Source organism: Plectonema radiosum NIES-515 (assembly GCF_025753815.1).
Lineage (GTDB): Bacteria > Cyanobacteriota > Cyanobacteriia > Cyanobacteriales > Nostocaceae > Hassallia > Hassallia radiosum_A.
In genome coordinates, this window is the sequence record NZ_JAOWRF010000001.1 from 48359 (window position 1) to 63095 (window position 14737).

Here is a 14737-nt window from a genome sequence, read left to right on the forward strand (position 1 = left end):
TTCTCGTAAGCAAATACATCCAAACACGCAGACTATATAAGTAAAATAAGTATTTGGATTTATGTAATCTGCGTGTTGTGTACAACTATTGGTAGTGAGAAGAGTACTCAATTACAACAGCTGAAGCCGTGATTACGAACTTTCAAAATCAATCTAGTTGCTGACAAGTACGAAATTAACTGTGTAAGGTTCCTCAAAGGATTGCTGAGTACTGGCTTTGATGGCATCAAGATAGCGACGCAGAGCCTTTATTGATTGGGAATTGGGACGATAGGTAAGGCTACCTTGTTTGTCAAAAAGCGGTTCGGCAGCGATCGCTTTATAGTCAGGATTTTCTTTTGAAGTCTGAGTCAGCCAGTTGGAGTCTTGCCCAGAGGGAATCAAACCAGGGGGTAACTCACCTTCCAAAAAAGCCAGCAAGCGTTGCTGACAAATACGGGTATTAATGCCTTGATTCTCGAATAACTGAATAACTTCGTTAAAAGATAGCGATCGCACGGGCATTAGTCGCAGCAATTCAGTAAACAAGAAATAATCTGTATACTGAAGCTTTGCTACCTCTACAACTTGGGGATGCAAAGGCAACATAGCCAAACCATAAGCAACCCGGCTACAAGCGGCAGCACCGTCAGTGGGAGATAAATCTTGAATAATCTTAGCGTTGGGGAGTTTTTGCCGTAGCCAACTCCTCACCGCACCGCAAGCTGCCACTCCACCTGTGAGGATAGCTTGATTAATTGCTTCTGTAGGAATTCCCTTTGCGACTAACAATCTGTTAAGTTCTCGGTTGAGGCGCCGCACAAAGGGAACAAATACCTGAGCCTCTAAATCTCGTCGCTGCAACACCCATCGCTGATCTGCCAATTCCAAAGTAAAAGATTCTTGGTGCTGTAAAATCAACTTTAAAGCAAGTGCTGCATCTAACACCGCCTGTCCCAAAAGAGAACTTTCGAGCCGTTGCTGAAGACGAATGCGAGTTGTGATATCGGGTTCCCCAGGTCGAGGAAGTTCTAATTCTTCTAAATTCAAACTTGACAGGTGCATCTGGTCTAAACCAGGAATCGCTGGTTGCCAATGCCAAGAATTACTGCTAGTAGTTTTGCTATCGTCTTCTGTTTGTTTATGTGGTTGTCGCCATTTTTGGGGAAACAGTAACTGACAGATAATATCTTGCTCAATTCCTTTGCCAGCATAAGCAAAACCGTGGAGCATAAAATTACTGTGTGTCAATTCTTGCAGATTTTCTGGCAAATCGACTAGCGCCATTTCTGTGGAAGTTGCGCCAATATTAATTGTGAGAGTGCTACCAATGGGACGGCGATCGCTTTGAATTGGGGGAGGAGAACCTTCTCTAACGCTAAATTGTACTGTTTCACCGTTAGCACCGTCAAGTTCACTGAGCAAACTAGCGATCGCTTCTTCCACAAAAAATACTTGCTGTGGATGCTGGACTATTTTGCTGATGAGTAAAGCTTCGCGTACATTAAAGCGATATTGTTCTGACCAGTTAGATGGACAAGTACAAATTACACCAGCAATATTATTGATAATTGTCTGAAAACTTTGTTCATCTATACCAACAGCTGCCGCTGTTAAACCTGGTGTAGTGCTTGTGCGATCGCATTTGAGAGTTAAGAACAATTTTGAGAGCGATCGCACAACCCAAATCAAAGGACCTGCGGAAAATTCATTTAATTGCAACACAGGTTCCCATTTATCTAGCTCGTTTTTGTAGGGGATTGCTACTTGTAAATAAGGCTTCAACTGCGCTGAATAAACACTGTTTGTTTGCGCTTCTGGAGAATTGCTAGTCAGATCCGATGCCTTCTCAGAAGCCACAGCTACTGGCACCAAGGAGTGGAGTGCTTCTGTGGACATCTCGCTACCAGATACAGAAGCCGCAGGTAAATAAACTTCTGCTGGTAAACGAAACGATGGTTTTAATGAAGTTGTTGCTGGTTGGTTTTGTGCTGACCAATAAAGAGGATAAACTACATTTGTGGAGCGATTCAACAGTGCCGCAGAAATTCCAGTTGTACCCAAATCGATTCCCAGATACCAAACTGAAGCATCAAGATTGAATGATTCTGGTTGATTTATCGAGCCGGAACTTGCTTCATCTGTCGGTTCAGTCTTTTGAGTTGACGCGGGGAAAATCTCTAACACCTCGACAACAGACTCAGCCGCAGTTAAAGTATTTTCTGCTATAAATTGATTTTCTAAGTTGATTTCTGGTTGCAATTCCGAATTTAACTGCCGATCAAAATCAGCTAAATCTTGATTTAATTGCTCTAATTGGTCTTCGTCTAAGGAAATATCAAAAACAGAGTCAGCGATCGCTGACTCTTGAGAGAGTAAATTTTCCTGGGGAGAAGCGCTAATATAGTTTGGTCGCTGTGCTTCTTCATTTTTCTGCACTAGTTGCGAACTTGCAACTTCTGAAGTCTCTGGCGCTACATCAATTAACAGCTCGCCCAAGACAGCAATTGTATCAGCAATTGCAGGTTCTTCAACAGGTACAACTGTTAAATCTTCTGCTTGGGGCAAACTAACATCAGTATTATAGGGATAAACCCCGTCTTTAAAGACGGGGTATTCTTTGTTGTTGTCAAATATTAATCTTTCCGAAGTATCTGATATTGCTGATGTTGGGTTGTTTGCACCCACAAGATCCGCGTTTAATTCTTGCAGCCAAGGTACTTGTACAACAACGGGAGAATCGAGTTGTTCGACTTCGTTTGTGGTGCTTTCTGCCGGGGATGTGGTGAAAGCAGATGCATCATCGATAACATTAGTTTCCTGATTAATAGGGATAAACCCCGTCTTTAAAGACGGGGTATTCTTTGTTATTATTTCCGGGGTGACATCATTCTGAACAACCGATTGTTGCAATTTTGTAGCGCTTTCTGGTGGCTGGACGATATTCGACATTGATAAAGCAGTTGAAGCACTAACAGATAAATTATCTGTAATATCCGATTCTGTGGTTGTGTTAATTTGTTGGCTTTGTTCGGTGACATTCTCAGTACCAAACAAACTAGCGTAAAGCTGATCTACTTCATCAACTAACTGAGTATTCGGCTGAGATGCTGGTGGAGTAATATTAGCAGTAGCGAGTGCGTTTGGCTCATTCACACCAAGTTGCAAAAATACTGTATCTAGATTTGTTGTCGCGGCGGTATCTTGTTGAATAATTGTTGGTGATGAAGAGGTTTCGTTTTCTCTCCTTAAAGAAGATTGCTGCAAAGAAGTTGGTGGTTGCTGCAACTGAGAAGTCAAATTGTTAATAAAGCTACTCATCAAGTGTTCTGTTTGCACTCCTTGGCTGTGCATTCTAGCTAATGCTTGAGATAACGACTCCTGATAAGTGTGAATGTTACGCTGTAGTGCTTCAAAGACGACATTTACAGTTCCATCTAGCGATAAAAGACGGCGATCCAACTCCGCAGCAAAGCGTGTTAACTGCTCTACGTGTGTTGATTCTAAAAATGGTGGAGTCGAGGCAGATTCTAGTTCTGTTGAGTAATTAGTATTGAGATGCTGGCTGGTGCCTGATGCTAAATTATCTGTTATTTGTGGCGTTATTGGCACTATGCGATTCATCAACACCTGCAAAAATTCCGAAATCATCTGCTCCTGATTAGCCATCTGCTGGGTTAAGGAGTAGTTGTGCAATCGTCGTTGTTCTAATTGTCTGATTTCCTGCACTAAAGTGGCTCGCTCTTGCAACAAAGCTTGTAATTCTCCTTGCAATGGCTGAAGCAATGCGGAAAAATCAATTTTTTGCTCTTGGGGGAGCTGGACACTCTGTTGTTGGTTTTGATCTGGTTGTGGTGAAGACTCACTATTACCTCGATCGGCAAATTTCGCGAATATTGGCGATAATTGTGGCTGTTCGGCAAGCTTGTTTTCTGATTCGCTTTCCCTTAATTTGATGAGAAAGTCGCGAATTCGTTCTAAAACCTCTCTAGGCTCTTGTGCTGCCTGACCGGATAGAACTCTGGGTAAGCGTTTGCCGCTTTTAGCGAATAAGTCCTCAATATCTGCGATTAGTCTTTGTATTTCTTCTCTTCGGGAAGTCACTGTGATTTACCTATAGTGTGAATTGTACGTTATCTTTTATGGAAGTTACTTTACCTGAAATAGTATTCGTGGCTCCCACTCTTGCGCTGTACACAGAAGTGGTGGTGAGACGCACTTAACTTTTTAAGTGCGATCCACACCGCATTTTCGCTCATGAATAATGATGTCACTTTGAGGGTAACGCAGTCGAGTAAGGTTGACAGCATGAAGAAAACACGCTTTGCTGCTTATCATATACAAAGATAAAAGAGCCAAAAATAATTATCTTTACTTTCAGAAGTTAAAATTTATAGGTAAAGATTTTTGAGATAAAGCGCAATTTCGCGCTTTATTGTGTAAAATAGTTAAGTTTTATGTTTGTGTGGCGCTGTGCCGCGATCGCGCTACTGCTGAAAATACCACTCTTGAAAGTTGTGTAATATGCAGCTTTAATAAATCTGTTGTCATCGAGGACTGATATACTTTGCACGCACCTCCCAATCCCTGGATTACAAGTGCGCCCTTTTTTCAAGGGTTGCCAGAAGACGTTGTGGAACCAGCCTTAACTCATCTTGTCACCCGCACTCACCCGGCAAATCAAGTCATTCTGCTGGAAAATGACTGGGGAGGTTCTGTATATTTTATTATCGATGGATGGGTAAAAATTCGTACCTACAATCTAGAAGGCAAAGAAGTAACGCTGAATATTATCGGCAAGGGGGAATTGTTTGGGGAAATGGCAGCGCTAGATGAAGTACCTCGTTCAACTGATGTGATTACTCTGACTCTGACGATGATAGGCAGTATGCCGGCACAGGATTTTGTGAAGTTACTACACACAGAACCTTTGGCAGGAGTTAGATTATCGCAACTAATGGCACGACGCTTGCGACAAGTAAATCGAAGATTGCGATTGCGTGAATCTGATAGTCAGTCACGGGTGGCTGACACTTTATTGTTTTTGGCAGAGGGACAGGGAAAAAAAGGGCAGACAGGAACGGAAATTCCCAATTTACCTCACCGGGAATTAAGTAGTTTGAGTGGACTTGCGCGGGAAACAGTTACACGAGTATTGACAAGGCTGGAAAAAAAAGGCTTGATTAAACGAGATCAAGACATTCTTTGTGTTCCCGATTTATTAGCCCTAGAAAAAATGATAGTTTAAAAATTTATTTAAGTAATCGGTCAGAAACTGCACTCCCCTAAAACAGATAAAAATCCAAGCGTCCCCTATGACTATTTCAGATTCTCTGCCAGATGAGCCAGAGGAACCCCACTCCCTTAAATCCCAAATCGAGGCTGATGAATTGTTAGACAAACAAGAGAATTTTAGCCGACAACAGTTAAAAGCTGATGCGCCTTTGCGAATGGTGGAAACGGCATTTTTAGCAAGTGCCTCTAGTTTGATTTGGTTTATTAACAACTACTTTCCCTTGGGACCAGTTTTGCGGATATTTTTTCCAGTGCCGATCGCTTTAGTTTATCTTCGTTGGGGCAACCGGGCAGCATGGATGGCAGCGGTAGTTTCCGGGTTACTGCTTTCGGTGTTGATGGGACCGGTTCGCAGTCTGCTGTTTGTCATGCCTTTTGCCTTTATGGGGGTGCTTTTAGGGGCAACTTGGCATCGCCGCGTTCCCTGGATTGTTTCTATCACCTTGGGTACGCTGTTAGGTACTTTGGGGGTGTTTTTTCGGGTGTGGTTGTTGTCTGTGTTGTCGGGTGAAGACTTGTGGATTTATTTGATTAATCAGACGGCAGATTTTCTGGAGTGGTTATTTTTGAATCTGGGAATCTTGGCGACTCCTAGTGTATTTTTCATTCAAGTGGGAGCGATCGCCTTAATTATAATTAACAATTTTATTTATCTGTTCGTCGTTCACCTAGCAGCATGGCTGTTATTAGATCGCCTCGGCAATCCAATCCCCCGTCCCCCACGCTGGGTGCAAGTTCTGATAGATTATGAAGGATAGTCACGAGTTATGAGTGATCAGGAGCTTTCGTTATGAGTTGAAAATTCCTAACTCCTAATTCCTAACTCCTAATTCCTAACTCCTAATTCCTAACTCCTAATTCCTAACTCCTAATTCCTAACTCCTAATTCCTAACTCCTAACTTTCCAAGTGATTCGCATTTATACCCAAATAGAACAAGGTGAAGCATGGATCGCACGTTATCGCGGTACTTCAGCGATTTTTGCCTGTGTATTAGGATTTACGGAAACTTGTTTAATTCCGGGAATTTCCGCAGCCGGTCTGACTCCAGAGGATCGGAAATACACAGCAGTCGCTGATGCTGAGTTTTTATACTACGGTGCAGGACGAAAGCCCCAATATCCCCTACCACCTTTGGAGGCTGGGGCGTCACCTGTGCTGATTTCTCGCGCTGTAGTTGAAGCACTCCAGATTCCAGTTTATTTGTTTAATGCAGGCTTACCCCAGCCGCCTGCTGTACCAGTAATTGATTTGGGTGGTTCTCCGGCTAAGTGTTTAAGTCAAGGTGCAGCGATGGATTTAGCAACGGTAAATCATTTGTTAAAGCAAGGGCTGCTTTGGGGTGAACGGCTAAGTCAGAAAATTAAAGATGGCTATTTAATTGTCGGTGAGTGCGTAGTCGGCGGAACCACAACCGCTCTAGCGATTTTAACTGGCTTGGGTATTGAAGCACTGGGCAAAGTCAACAGCAGCCATCCTGTTTGTAACCACACGCAAAAGTGGGCAGTGGTGCAGCAGGGGTTGGAGAGCACCAGGAGAGGGGAGGAGGGGAGGAGTGGGGGAAGCGTGGTGTGGGGGAAGATAGATCCGCTACAACTTGTCGCAGGGGTGGGAGATCCGATGCAGGTGGTGGTAGCGGGTATGGCTATTGCAGCGAGTCGGCATTGTGGTGTAATGCTAGCTGGGGGGACGCAAATGCTGGCGGTTTATGCTTTGATGAGTGCGATCGCTCAAGCTTATACTTTACCTTGGCGAAGTTCTTCAGTTGTCGTCGGTACAACTCGCTGGGTAGCAGAAGACCCCTCTGGCGCTACAGTTGAATTAGCTCAACTAATTAATAGAGGTGGGAAAACTCAAAATGATGTTTCCCCACCTCTACTTGCAACTCAATTAAGTTTTGCTGATTCTCGTTATTTCCAACTCCAAGCTTATGAGCAAGGTTTTGTCAAAGAAGGTATGGGTGCTGGTGGTGCTTGCATTGCTGCCCATATAAGCCAAGATTGGCGACAAAACCAATTTTTGGCAGCTATTGAAGCCCAACTCGAACGCTTGATCGTTAGTCGTTAGTTAAGAGTTATTGAACCAATAGGCATTTTCTTAAGGGGAAAAGCCCCATACTCAATGTCCCATGCCCAAACCATAGGAGTGATGTTTAATTTAACGACCTACTTAATGAATTCTTTTGAGCAATAATTGTTCTTCCAAGGCAGCTATGCGATTATATGCGGCTGTTAATTGTGCCGTCAGGCGTTGGATTTGAATTTCTGGTGTTAAAAGCTTATCTCCGGCTTGCAGATTCATTTCTGGATAAATGCAGTCTGTCAATACATCCTTGTGTTCAAAATCTGAATTTAAACGAATTTGTCCTTTTAACTGGTAGCTCCCAGCCTTGTTATTTTCTAAATAATTATCTTTTGCCTCTATTCTTGCTAAAGAACACTCTGATACAGCTTGACAGACTTTACTATCAAGCTGCTCAATCACCTCATAGAGAGCATCGACTTTATTACCCAAACTTAGGATCTGCTTTTGTAATTGCTCCATTTGATACCCTTGTCCATATATTTTCTCTATATATACTATTCAATTTATTAAAAATTTTAACTATACTTATGAATTATTTAAGTATTCATATTTTCTGTTGAAAGGTGACATTTCAAACATTAAACAGAAATAAGATTGAAATATTTATGCCGCCATCGCTAAACAGCTTTTGAGCTAATTGAAAACTCCACTCTCACTTCAAGGAAAAGATGAGTGGAAAAACCTACAGTTATTACATCGACATTGCCATGATGAAAAAACTGCCAGTGATGGAAGTTTGAAGTCCGTTAATGACAAAAGGTAAACACATAGGACTTACGCACGCTCTCAAATAGGACATCATGTGTATGAACCGAATTTAGTCGTTCCAGGATGGATGACAATCACCAAAATATGGGTAGCGATCGCCAAAATCTCGTCAATAAATCAGGTTTTAATGCCGGAAATTCATACTTCATATTTGGTATTTTCTGTCAATGCGTAAGTCCTATGAGCTTCAACACCCACGGTACAAAATCAAAAAAACCGTTTCTTCTTAAGCCGCATTGGAAACAGAGAAGGCTACGAAAATCAAGCTCACAACCAAAACTGTCGCGGCAATTCCCAGAAAAATATAGTTGCGCTTTTGTCCGTTGTTGGGAGGTTCCGCTTGATATACCTTTGGTTCACGGGCAAAATTATTGAGACGACCGCCTTCTTCTGTTGTATATGGCATGAATCGATTCCTTACTTCTGTTTATTTATCTAATTTTTGCATAAATTTCAGATTTTATTTTACATTTCAATACAAGTTTTTACATTTGTTAATAATTATTGAGATTGGACTTATGAGTTTTGCATTTTTGTGGGGCAAGGGAAATTAATTTATCTCTCCCCAACCCAAGCGTCCCTAGCTAGTAATCGTCCCTTCAAGGGGTGAACTTGCACTGGCATAATTTTTAATCGGCATTCTGCCGGCAAGGTATGCCAGACGACCAGCGTATGTAGCCATATTCATCGCCTGAGCCATTGCTGCGGGGTTTTGAGACAGGGCGATCGCGCTATTAATCAACAAAGCATCTGCGCCCATTTCCATCGCTTGCGCTGCCTCTGAAGGCGAGCCAATTCCCGCATCTACCACCACCGGTACACCAGCATTTTCAATAATGATCTGAATATTCGCCGTTGTTTTTAGCCCTTGTCCAGATCCAATCGGCGATGCTAAAGGCATTACAGTTGCACAGCCGACTTCTTCCAAACGTTTGGCTAACATGGGGTCAGCATTAATATAAGGCAACACAGCAAAACCTTCTTTCACCAGTTGTTCTGCTGCTTCTAGCGTCCCAATCGGATCTGGAAGTAAATATTTCGCATCGGGTATCACTTCCAACTTGACAAAATTATTATCTTCTTGTCCTAAGAGCTTTGCCATTTCTCGTCCCAAACGGGCAACACGAATGGCTTCTTCTGCCGTTTGACAACCTGCGGTATTCGGTAACATCCAGATTTTTGTCCAATCGAGTGCTTCCGCTAAATTTTCATGTCCGGGTGCTTTAGTTTGTACTCGTCGCACCGCCACAGTTACAATTTGGCAACCACTAGCGATGATACTTTGCTGCATTTCCTCAACGCTGCGATATTTACCGGTTCCCGTCATCAACCGAGATTGGAAAGTTTTGCCAGCAATTATCAGGGGTGAATCAAGAATGTCCGAGGAGGTGAGGGGGGGAGTGTCCGAGGGGGGGAGTGGGAAGTGGGTAAGCATTGAAGTGGTAGTAGATGACTTTGCCAGAAAGCGCGAATAGTTGAAATGAGTTAGCAGGGAGTCGGATTTTTGCTCACAAATTAAATCGGCGATCAATGCGGCTGTTATCGGGGCAAGTAGAATCCCATTGCGAGAATGACCAGTAGCTAAAGTTAAATTTTTACAGTGACTGGTGCCAAGAATAGGTAACTCATCGGGTGTAGCAGGGCGAAATCCCCACCAGAATTCCTCAATCGGATAATCTTGTAATTGCGGATATAGGCGGATAGCTGCTTGTAGTAAGTATTGAATGCCGGCTGGGGTGTTGTGGGGAGTGAAGCCAACATCTTCGCTGGTTGCGCCTATAATAATTCGGCGCTCACGAAGTGTGCCGTAGGTATCGCGCCTTGGTACGATATAAATATCTTGTCCATACAAAATCCGCTTTAAGGGCAAAACTGATGTAAATTCTGGCGATCGCAAACTCAGCATTTGCCCTTTTTTCGGACGCACGGGTAAGGGTAACAATTCGTTTGACCAGGCACCCCCGGCTAAAACATAGTGTTCAGCACGAATTACCCCAGAGTTAGTTTCTACGCCAACAACCTCACCTTGCTGCTGCTCAATCGCTTCAACTGTAATGCCTTCTTTGAGTTCAACGCCGATGGACTCTGCTGCTGTCCACAATACCCGCGCTAAAGCTCGATTATCTACTTGTCCATCTTCAGGATACCACCACCCACCAACTACATCATCTCCCAATCTGGGCTGATATTGATGAATTGCTTCTTTATCTAACCAGTAAGCCTGAGAGGAGGAGGGGGAGAGGGGGGGAGTGGGGGAGAGGGGAGATGAAGAAGTAGGAATAATTCCTCCAAGGAGTCCCCCAAGTCGTCCCCCCAGTCTCCGGTCAAGAGTCAAGAGTCCCCCTTCCCCATAAATCGGTGCTAAAATGCCGCAAGACGAGTAACCAGTATTTAAGCCTGTAAGGTCTTCTAGTTTGCGTGTCCAGTCGGGATATAAACGACGCGATCGCCTACACAAAGACTGCATCGCGTCATTTGAGATGTTTTCGGCATCTGGTGCTAACATTCCAGCGGCTGCCTGGGTGGCGGCGGCGCTAAAGTCACGGCAAAGTACGGTAACATTGCTACTTCGCAATTTTAGTTCAATGGCGATCGCTAAACCAATAACGCCGCCACCGATAATTAAAACATCATTATTCATAAGTTATTAAACATTAGTTATTAGTTCTTAGATACTAACAACTCATAACTCTGAACAAACACGGGGAATGGGGACGCTTGGACGCTTGGACACCTGGAAAGAGTTATTACCGATGTCCAATTCCCAAATCTAATCGGTAGTTCTTACCATAAAGCGCGAACTGGTCCGCCGGAATTTGTATCAGTTGATTGATTGTCCCCTGATTGACTATTTTCAGGGGTTGGGTCTGGAGTGTTATCTGTGTTTTGGTCTTGGGTATTATCGGTATTTGAGTCTTGAGTGTTATTTTGAGCAACGCTGTTGCGATTTCCGCCCTGATTTTTTGTATCAGTACTATTAACATTAATATTCGCTGGTAAGACTTGCGATCTACCCCTGACAGATGGAACGCTTGCATTTTGTCCACCCATAGGAAAGTTTACGCCTAATAATGTACCTAGCAAAATTGCCAAGCCTCCAGCCATAAGAATAAGCGGTGTCCATCTACCCATGTTTTTTCTCCTTTTTAACCTTCTGGTGTCCACACTATTTGAGAACCTTGTCCCCAAAACTCATCAAATTTTTTTACTTTCACATTGCCGAAAACCTGAGTTTGGCTTTTCTTACGTGGGTTTGATGTAGGAGAATGGTAAGGCATGTGCGATCAAGAGCCGAACGTCACGCCAATTAGTCGGTGACACTTCTCCTTCTACTTTGACGGCACGAGTACCACAACTGCCAATGCCCCGACAGTTTATGAATAACGCGCTGCCATTGTAGAGGTCAATACCATTGTGAAGCAAAACTTTGCGTAAGTTTGCACTGCCATGTCTGACGACAAGTCGCTTCTCTTCTCCTGTCAAAGAGAAGCGGACGAGAGGCTTATCAACGAGACGCCTCTCGTTCGCCAACGCGTTTACGCATTTAATTGTTTTACCTTGAGCTAGTACCTTAGGCATTTAAATTTCCGAACTGGCTTTTTGTTGTATATTGGCACATCGCTTTGAAAGTTGTCTCTATTCTACTTTTATGACCGAAAATCCCTCACCCCCACTTTGGATCTATGACACCACGCTACGGGATGGCACTCAGCGTGAAGGGCTATCAGTGTCTATAGAAGATAAACTACGCATTGCTCGCAGGCTGGATCGCCTTGGTGTACCCTTTATTGAAGGGGGATGGCCTGGAGCAAATCCTAAGGATGTACAGTTTTTCTGGCAATTACAAGAAGATCCGCTGAAAGTTGCAGAAATTGTTGCATTTTGCTCGACCAGAAGACCAAACACCACTGCGGCAGATGAGCCAATGCTGCAAGCTATTCTTGCTGCTGGTACTCGCTGGGTGACAATTTTTGGTAAGTCTTGGGATTTACACGTCACAGAAGGTCTGAAAACAAGTTTAGCAGAAAATTTGGCGATGATTCGCGACACGATTGAGTATCTTCGCGCTTCTGGTCGTCGCGTTATATACGATGCGGAACACTGGTTTGATGGCTACAAACACAATCGGGAATACGCTTTACAGACATTAGAGACAGCAGCTACCGCAGGTGCTGAATGGCTCGTCCTCTGCGATACTAATGGCGGAACTTTACCGCACGAAATTAGCCAAGTTGTCCAAGATGTGGTAAGGGAGAATGGGGCATGGGGCATGGGGCACGGGGCATGGGACACGGAAAAAATCTCTCATTCTCAATTGTCAATGCCCATTGCCCATTGCCCATTGCCCCATGCCCAATTTTCAGTTCCCCAAATTGGCATTCACACTCATAATGATTCAGATACGGCAGTTGCTAACGCTTTAGCGGCTGTGATGGCAGGGGCAAGGATGGTGCAAGGTACAATCAACGGCTATGGTGAACGCTGCGGCAACGCTAATTTGTGTTCTTTGATTCCCAATTTGCAACTCAAGCTCGGTTATAGCTGTATAGAAGAAAACCAGCTATCTCAAATTACAGAAGCGAGTCGCTTTGTCAGCGAAGTTGTGAATCTGGCACCTGATGAACATGCTCCTTTTGTTGGGCGATCGGCATTTGCCCATAAAGGTGGTATCCATGTTTCAGCGGTAGAACGCAATCCCTTAACTTATGAACACATTCAGCCAGAACAAATCGGTAATCGTCGTCGCATTGTCATTTCCGAACAAGCTGGACTCAGTAACGTTTTGGCAAAAGCCCGCACATTTGGACTTGAACTAGATAAGCAAAATCCACAAGCACGGCAAATTCTTCAACGCTTGAAGGATTTAGAGAGTGAAGGATATCAATTTGAGGCAGCGGAGGCAAGTTTTGAGTTGCTGATGCGCGAAGGTTTGGAAAAACGTCCTTTATTTTTTGAAATTAAAGGGTTTCAAGTACACTGTGACTTGGTGGAAGGAAAAGAATCTACCAGCGCTTTGGCAACTGTGAAAGTAACTGTCAACGGTAAGGATATTCTCGAAGCTGCTGAAGGTAACGGACCGGTTGCGGCTTTGGATGCGGGGTTACGCAAAGCTTTGGTGAACTTCTATCCGCAAATTGCCACTTTTGAATTGACAGATTATAAGGTGCGGATTCTCAACGGACATACGGGTACAGCGGCGAAAACCCGGGTTTTGGTAGAATCGCGCAATAGTCATCAACGTTGGACGACGGTAGGAGTTTCCACCAACATTCTGGAGGCTTCCTATCACGCGGTGGTGGAAGGTTTGGAATACGGTTTGTTATTGCATTCACAAGCTGAAGTCGCGCTGAATGCTTCTAGTTGAGGGTATTAGTTTTCTTTGTAGTCGGCGCTTCAGCGCTGAAGCGCTTACTACGAATTATCACATAAATTTCTGAGTTTTATTCCAGCTTTACAGTCGCTAAATTGCCAATCCCAGACAAACATTCAACACTCCCATACCCACGGCAGGAAAAAGGCAATTTAGGAAAAAGCGTACCATAGCGACAGCCTGACGATTAAAATCTTTAAGAACGGTGAAGAAATCGGCAAGCGCTATCTTTTATGAGATAGTTTCCCAAGCTTGAGCGACCACTTGACTCAACCAGCGTCGTTGTTGCTTATCCAGCATTTGGTCATCTGCTAACACTTGAGCTGTTAATTCTTCCAAAGATTGACCTTGAGAGCGGACAATTTTAATTACTCCGGCGATCGCAGCTGCAACTAATTCTTCATCAACGGGGTTTTGTTGTAAGTTAACAATTTCTTGGGGACTGTGTGGGATGGGATAATTCATGGCGTGCGTTTACAGATAATTACAAAATGAAGAACGAATTTGACAACCTATTAAAGTTTCTTCACTGAATCTTTATTCGACCGATAGGGCGGAGTTTACCTTAATTGCTCGCTTTGTTAAATCTGTCTTAATGAGTAGATTCACCGGAAATGTCAGGAAAATGAAAGAAATACTTTATTTAGAAATTCCCACTCCGGATACAACGGTTGTACGCGAGTGGTTGCAAGCAGATTTTGAACCAGATACTGGGGAAAAAGCACTCACTCAGTCAGGCTTCCGTTTAAAGATTCCAGAAACTACAACGGATGATACGACAATTCCCGAAAAATTACCTACAGAAATTTCTGTATTTGTCTGGTCGGTACAGCGAACCACCTATTTAAAAGCTTTCCGTTGGGGAGATAAACCTTTCCCTCATGAGAGGAAAATCTTACAAAGCTTGACTACTGGTATCAGAAGCCGCTTTCCACTTGATTACCCGGAACCAGTAGCAATTGATTTATCCAAACAATCTATTTTTGAAGCGCTAGCACCTGATTATCCTCTCACCGTCAAATATTTCCAGAAAATGCCCAAAGGTGAATATGACCTGCAACGCGTTTACTGGTGGGAACAACGATGGCGTGAAGGTGTGCGTAATCCCCAACAGCCACGTCGGGTAATCTTCGAGGGGACTGCTTGGGGACAAGGGGGACAAGGGGGACAAGGGGGAGTGGGGGATAAGGAGAAAAATAGTAATTCTTTCCCCCCCTCCCCCACCCCCCCCCCCCCCCCC

Annotated in this window: 12 protein-coding genes and 3 pseudogenes; 7 read left to right on the forward strand and 8 right to left on the reverse strand. The window is 43.8% G+C overall.

Annotated elements, in window-relative coordinates; all coding sequences use genetic code 11:
* Positions 1-153 precede the first annotated feature (153 nt).
* Positions 154-4083: a hypothetical protein gene (locus tag OGM63_RS00225; RefSeq protein ID WP_263743484.1), complete on the reverse strand. Its 3930-nt coding sequence runs from the start codon at positions 4081-4083 to the stop codon at positions 154-156.
* A gap of 463 nt (positions 4084-4546) precedes the next feature.
* On the opposite strand from OGM63_RS00225, the gene OGM63_RS00230 reads away from it, so the two are divergent.
* The 3 genes from OGM63_RS00230 to cobT all read left to right on the forward strand — a co-directional run bounded on the left by OGM63_RS00230 (position 4547) and on the right by cobT (position 7340).
* Positions 4547-5227 carry a Crp/Fnr family transcriptional regulator gene (locus tag OGM63_RS00230; protein WP_263743485.1) on the forward strand — a complete coding sequence of 227 codons (681 nt, stop codon included), beginning with the start codon at positions 4547-4549 and terminating at the stop codon, positions 5225-5227.
* Between the two features lie 67 nt (positions 5228-5294).
* Positions 5295-6032: a DUF2232 domain-containing protein gene (locus OGM63_RS00235; RefSeq protein WP_263743486.1), complete on the forward strand. Its 738-nt coding sequence runs from the start codon at positions 5295-5297 to the stop codon at positions 6030-6032.
* A gap of 150 nt (positions 6033-6182) precedes the next feature.
* Entirely contained in the window at positions 6183-7340 is a 1158-nt protein-coding gene (gene cobT / locus OGM63_RS00240) for a nicotinate mononucleotide-dependent phosphoribosyltransferase CobT (protein ID WP_263743487.1), read from the forward strand.
* A 102-nt stretch (positions 7341-7442) separates the two neighbouring features.
* On the opposite strand, the gene OGM63_RS00245 is transcribed toward cobT, so the two are convergent.
* Positions 7443-7817, reverse strand: coding sequence for a hypothetical protein (locus tag OGM63_RS00245; protein WP_263743488.1), 375 nt, complete (start codon positions 7815-7817; stop codon positions 7443-7445).
* 187 nt (positions 7818-8004) lie between these two features.
* Here OGM63_RS00245 and OGM63_RS00250 point away from each other — a divergent pair.
* Together OGM63_RS00250 and OGM63_RS00255 are read left to right on the forward strand one after the other, a co-directional pair.
* Positions 8005-8121: pseudogene (locus OGM63_RS00250) on the forward strand (HNH endonuclease); the annotation flags it as partial.
* Positions 8122-8160: 39 nt separating this feature from the next.
* On the forward strand, positions 8161-8301 hold the full coding sequence (locus OGM63_RS00255; RefSeq protein WP_263743489.1) for a hypothetical protein: 141 nt from the start codon (positions 8161-8163) through the stop codon (positions 8299-8301).
* Between the two features lie 51 nt (positions 8302-8352).
* On the opposite strand, the gene psb34 is transcribed toward OGM63_RS00255, so the two are convergent.
* The 5 genes and pseudogenes from psb34 to OGM63_RS00280 all read right to left on the reverse strand — a co-directional run bounded on the left by psb34 (position 8353) and on the right by OGM63_RS00280 (position 11705).
* Positions 8353-8532, reverse strand: a complete 180-nt coding sequence (gene psb34, locus OGM63_RS00260; RefSeq protein WP_263743490.1) for a photosystem II assembly protein Psb34 — start codon at positions 8530-8532, stop codon at positions 8353-8355.
* A gap of 174 nt (positions 8533-8706) precedes the next feature.
* On the reverse strand, positions 8707-9561 hold the full coding sequence (locus tag OGM63_RS00265) for a thiazole synthase (protein WP_318528374.1): 855 nt from the start codon (positions 9559-9561) through the stop codon (positions 8707-8709).
* A gap of 93 nt (positions 9562-9654) precedes the next feature.
* Positions 9655-10767 (reverse strand): annotated as a pseudogene (locus OGM63_RS00270) (FAD-dependent oxidoreductase); the annotation flags it as partial.
* 143 nt (positions 10768-10910) lie between these two features.
* Entirely contained in the window at positions 10911-11258 is a 348-nt protein-coding gene (locus OGM63_RS00275) for a hypothetical protein (protein WP_263743491.1), read from the reverse strand.
* 111 nt (positions 11259-11369) lie between these two features.
* Positions 11370-11705 (reverse strand): hypothetical protein, encoded by a 336-nt coding sequence (locus OGM63_RS00280; protein ID WP_318528373.1) that lies wholly within the window; start codon positions 11703-11705, stop codon positions 11370-11372.
* A 70-nt stretch (positions 11706-11775) separates the two neighbouring features.
* Here OGM63_RS00280 and cimA point away from each other — a divergent pair, with 70 nt between their 5' ends.
* Positions 11776-13491, forward strand: a complete 1716-nt coding sequence (gene cimA / locus OGM63_RS00285; RefSeq protein WP_263743492.1) for a citramalate synthase — start codon at positions 11776-11778, stop codon at positions 13489-13491.
* 237 nt (positions 13492-13728) lie between these two features.
* Here cimA and OGM63_RS00290 read toward each other — a convergent pair whose 3' ends face one another.
* Positions 13729-13962, reverse strand: coding sequence for a hypothetical protein (locus OGM63_RS00290; RefSeq protein WP_263743493.1), 234 nt, complete (start codon positions 13960-13962; stop codon positions 13729-13731).
* Between the two features lie 160 nt (positions 13963-14122).
* On the opposite strand from OGM63_RS00290, the pseudogene OGM63_RS00295 reads away from it, so the two are divergent.
* Positions 14123-14737: pseudogene (locus OGM63_RS00295) on the forward strand (hypothetical protein); the annotation flags it as partial.

What these genes read in the sequence shown, in the direction of transcription:
- psb34 (WP_263743490.1), bottom strand. Translation starts at nt 8,532, where the DNA reads ATGCCATATACAACAGAAGAAGGCGGTCGTCTCAATAATTTTGCCCGT.
- OGM63_RS00245 (WP_263743488.1), bottom strand. Translation starts at nt 7,817, where the DNA reads ATGGAGCAATTACAAAAGCAGATCCTAAGTTTGGGTAATAAAGTCGAT.
- cimA (WP_263743492.1), top strand. Translation starts at nt 11,776, where the DNA reads ATGACCGAAAATCCCTCACCCCCACTTTGGATCTATGACACCACGCTA.
- OGM63_RS00290 (WP_263743493.1), bottom strand. Translation starts at nt 13,962, where the DNA reads ATGAATTATCCCATCCCACACAGTCCCCAAGAAATTGTTAACTTACAA.
- OGM63_RS00265 (WP_318528374.1), bottom strand. Translation starts at nt 9,561, where the DNA reads ATGCTTACCCACTTCCCACTCCCCCCCTCGGACACTCCCCCCCTCACC.
- OGM63_RS00235 (WP_263743486.1), top strand. Translation starts at nt 5,295, where the DNA reads ATGACTATTTCAGATTCTCTGCCAGATGAGCCAGAGGAACCCCACTCC.
- OGM63_RS00280 (WP_318528373.1), bottom strand. Translation starts at nt 11,705, where the DNA reads ATGCCTAAGGTACTAGCTCAAGGTAAAACAATTAAATGCGTAAACGCG.
- OGM63_RS00275 (WP_263743491.1), bottom strand. Translation starts at nt 11,258, where the DNA reads ATGGGTAGATGGACACCGCTTATTCTTATGGCTGGAGGCTTGGCAATT.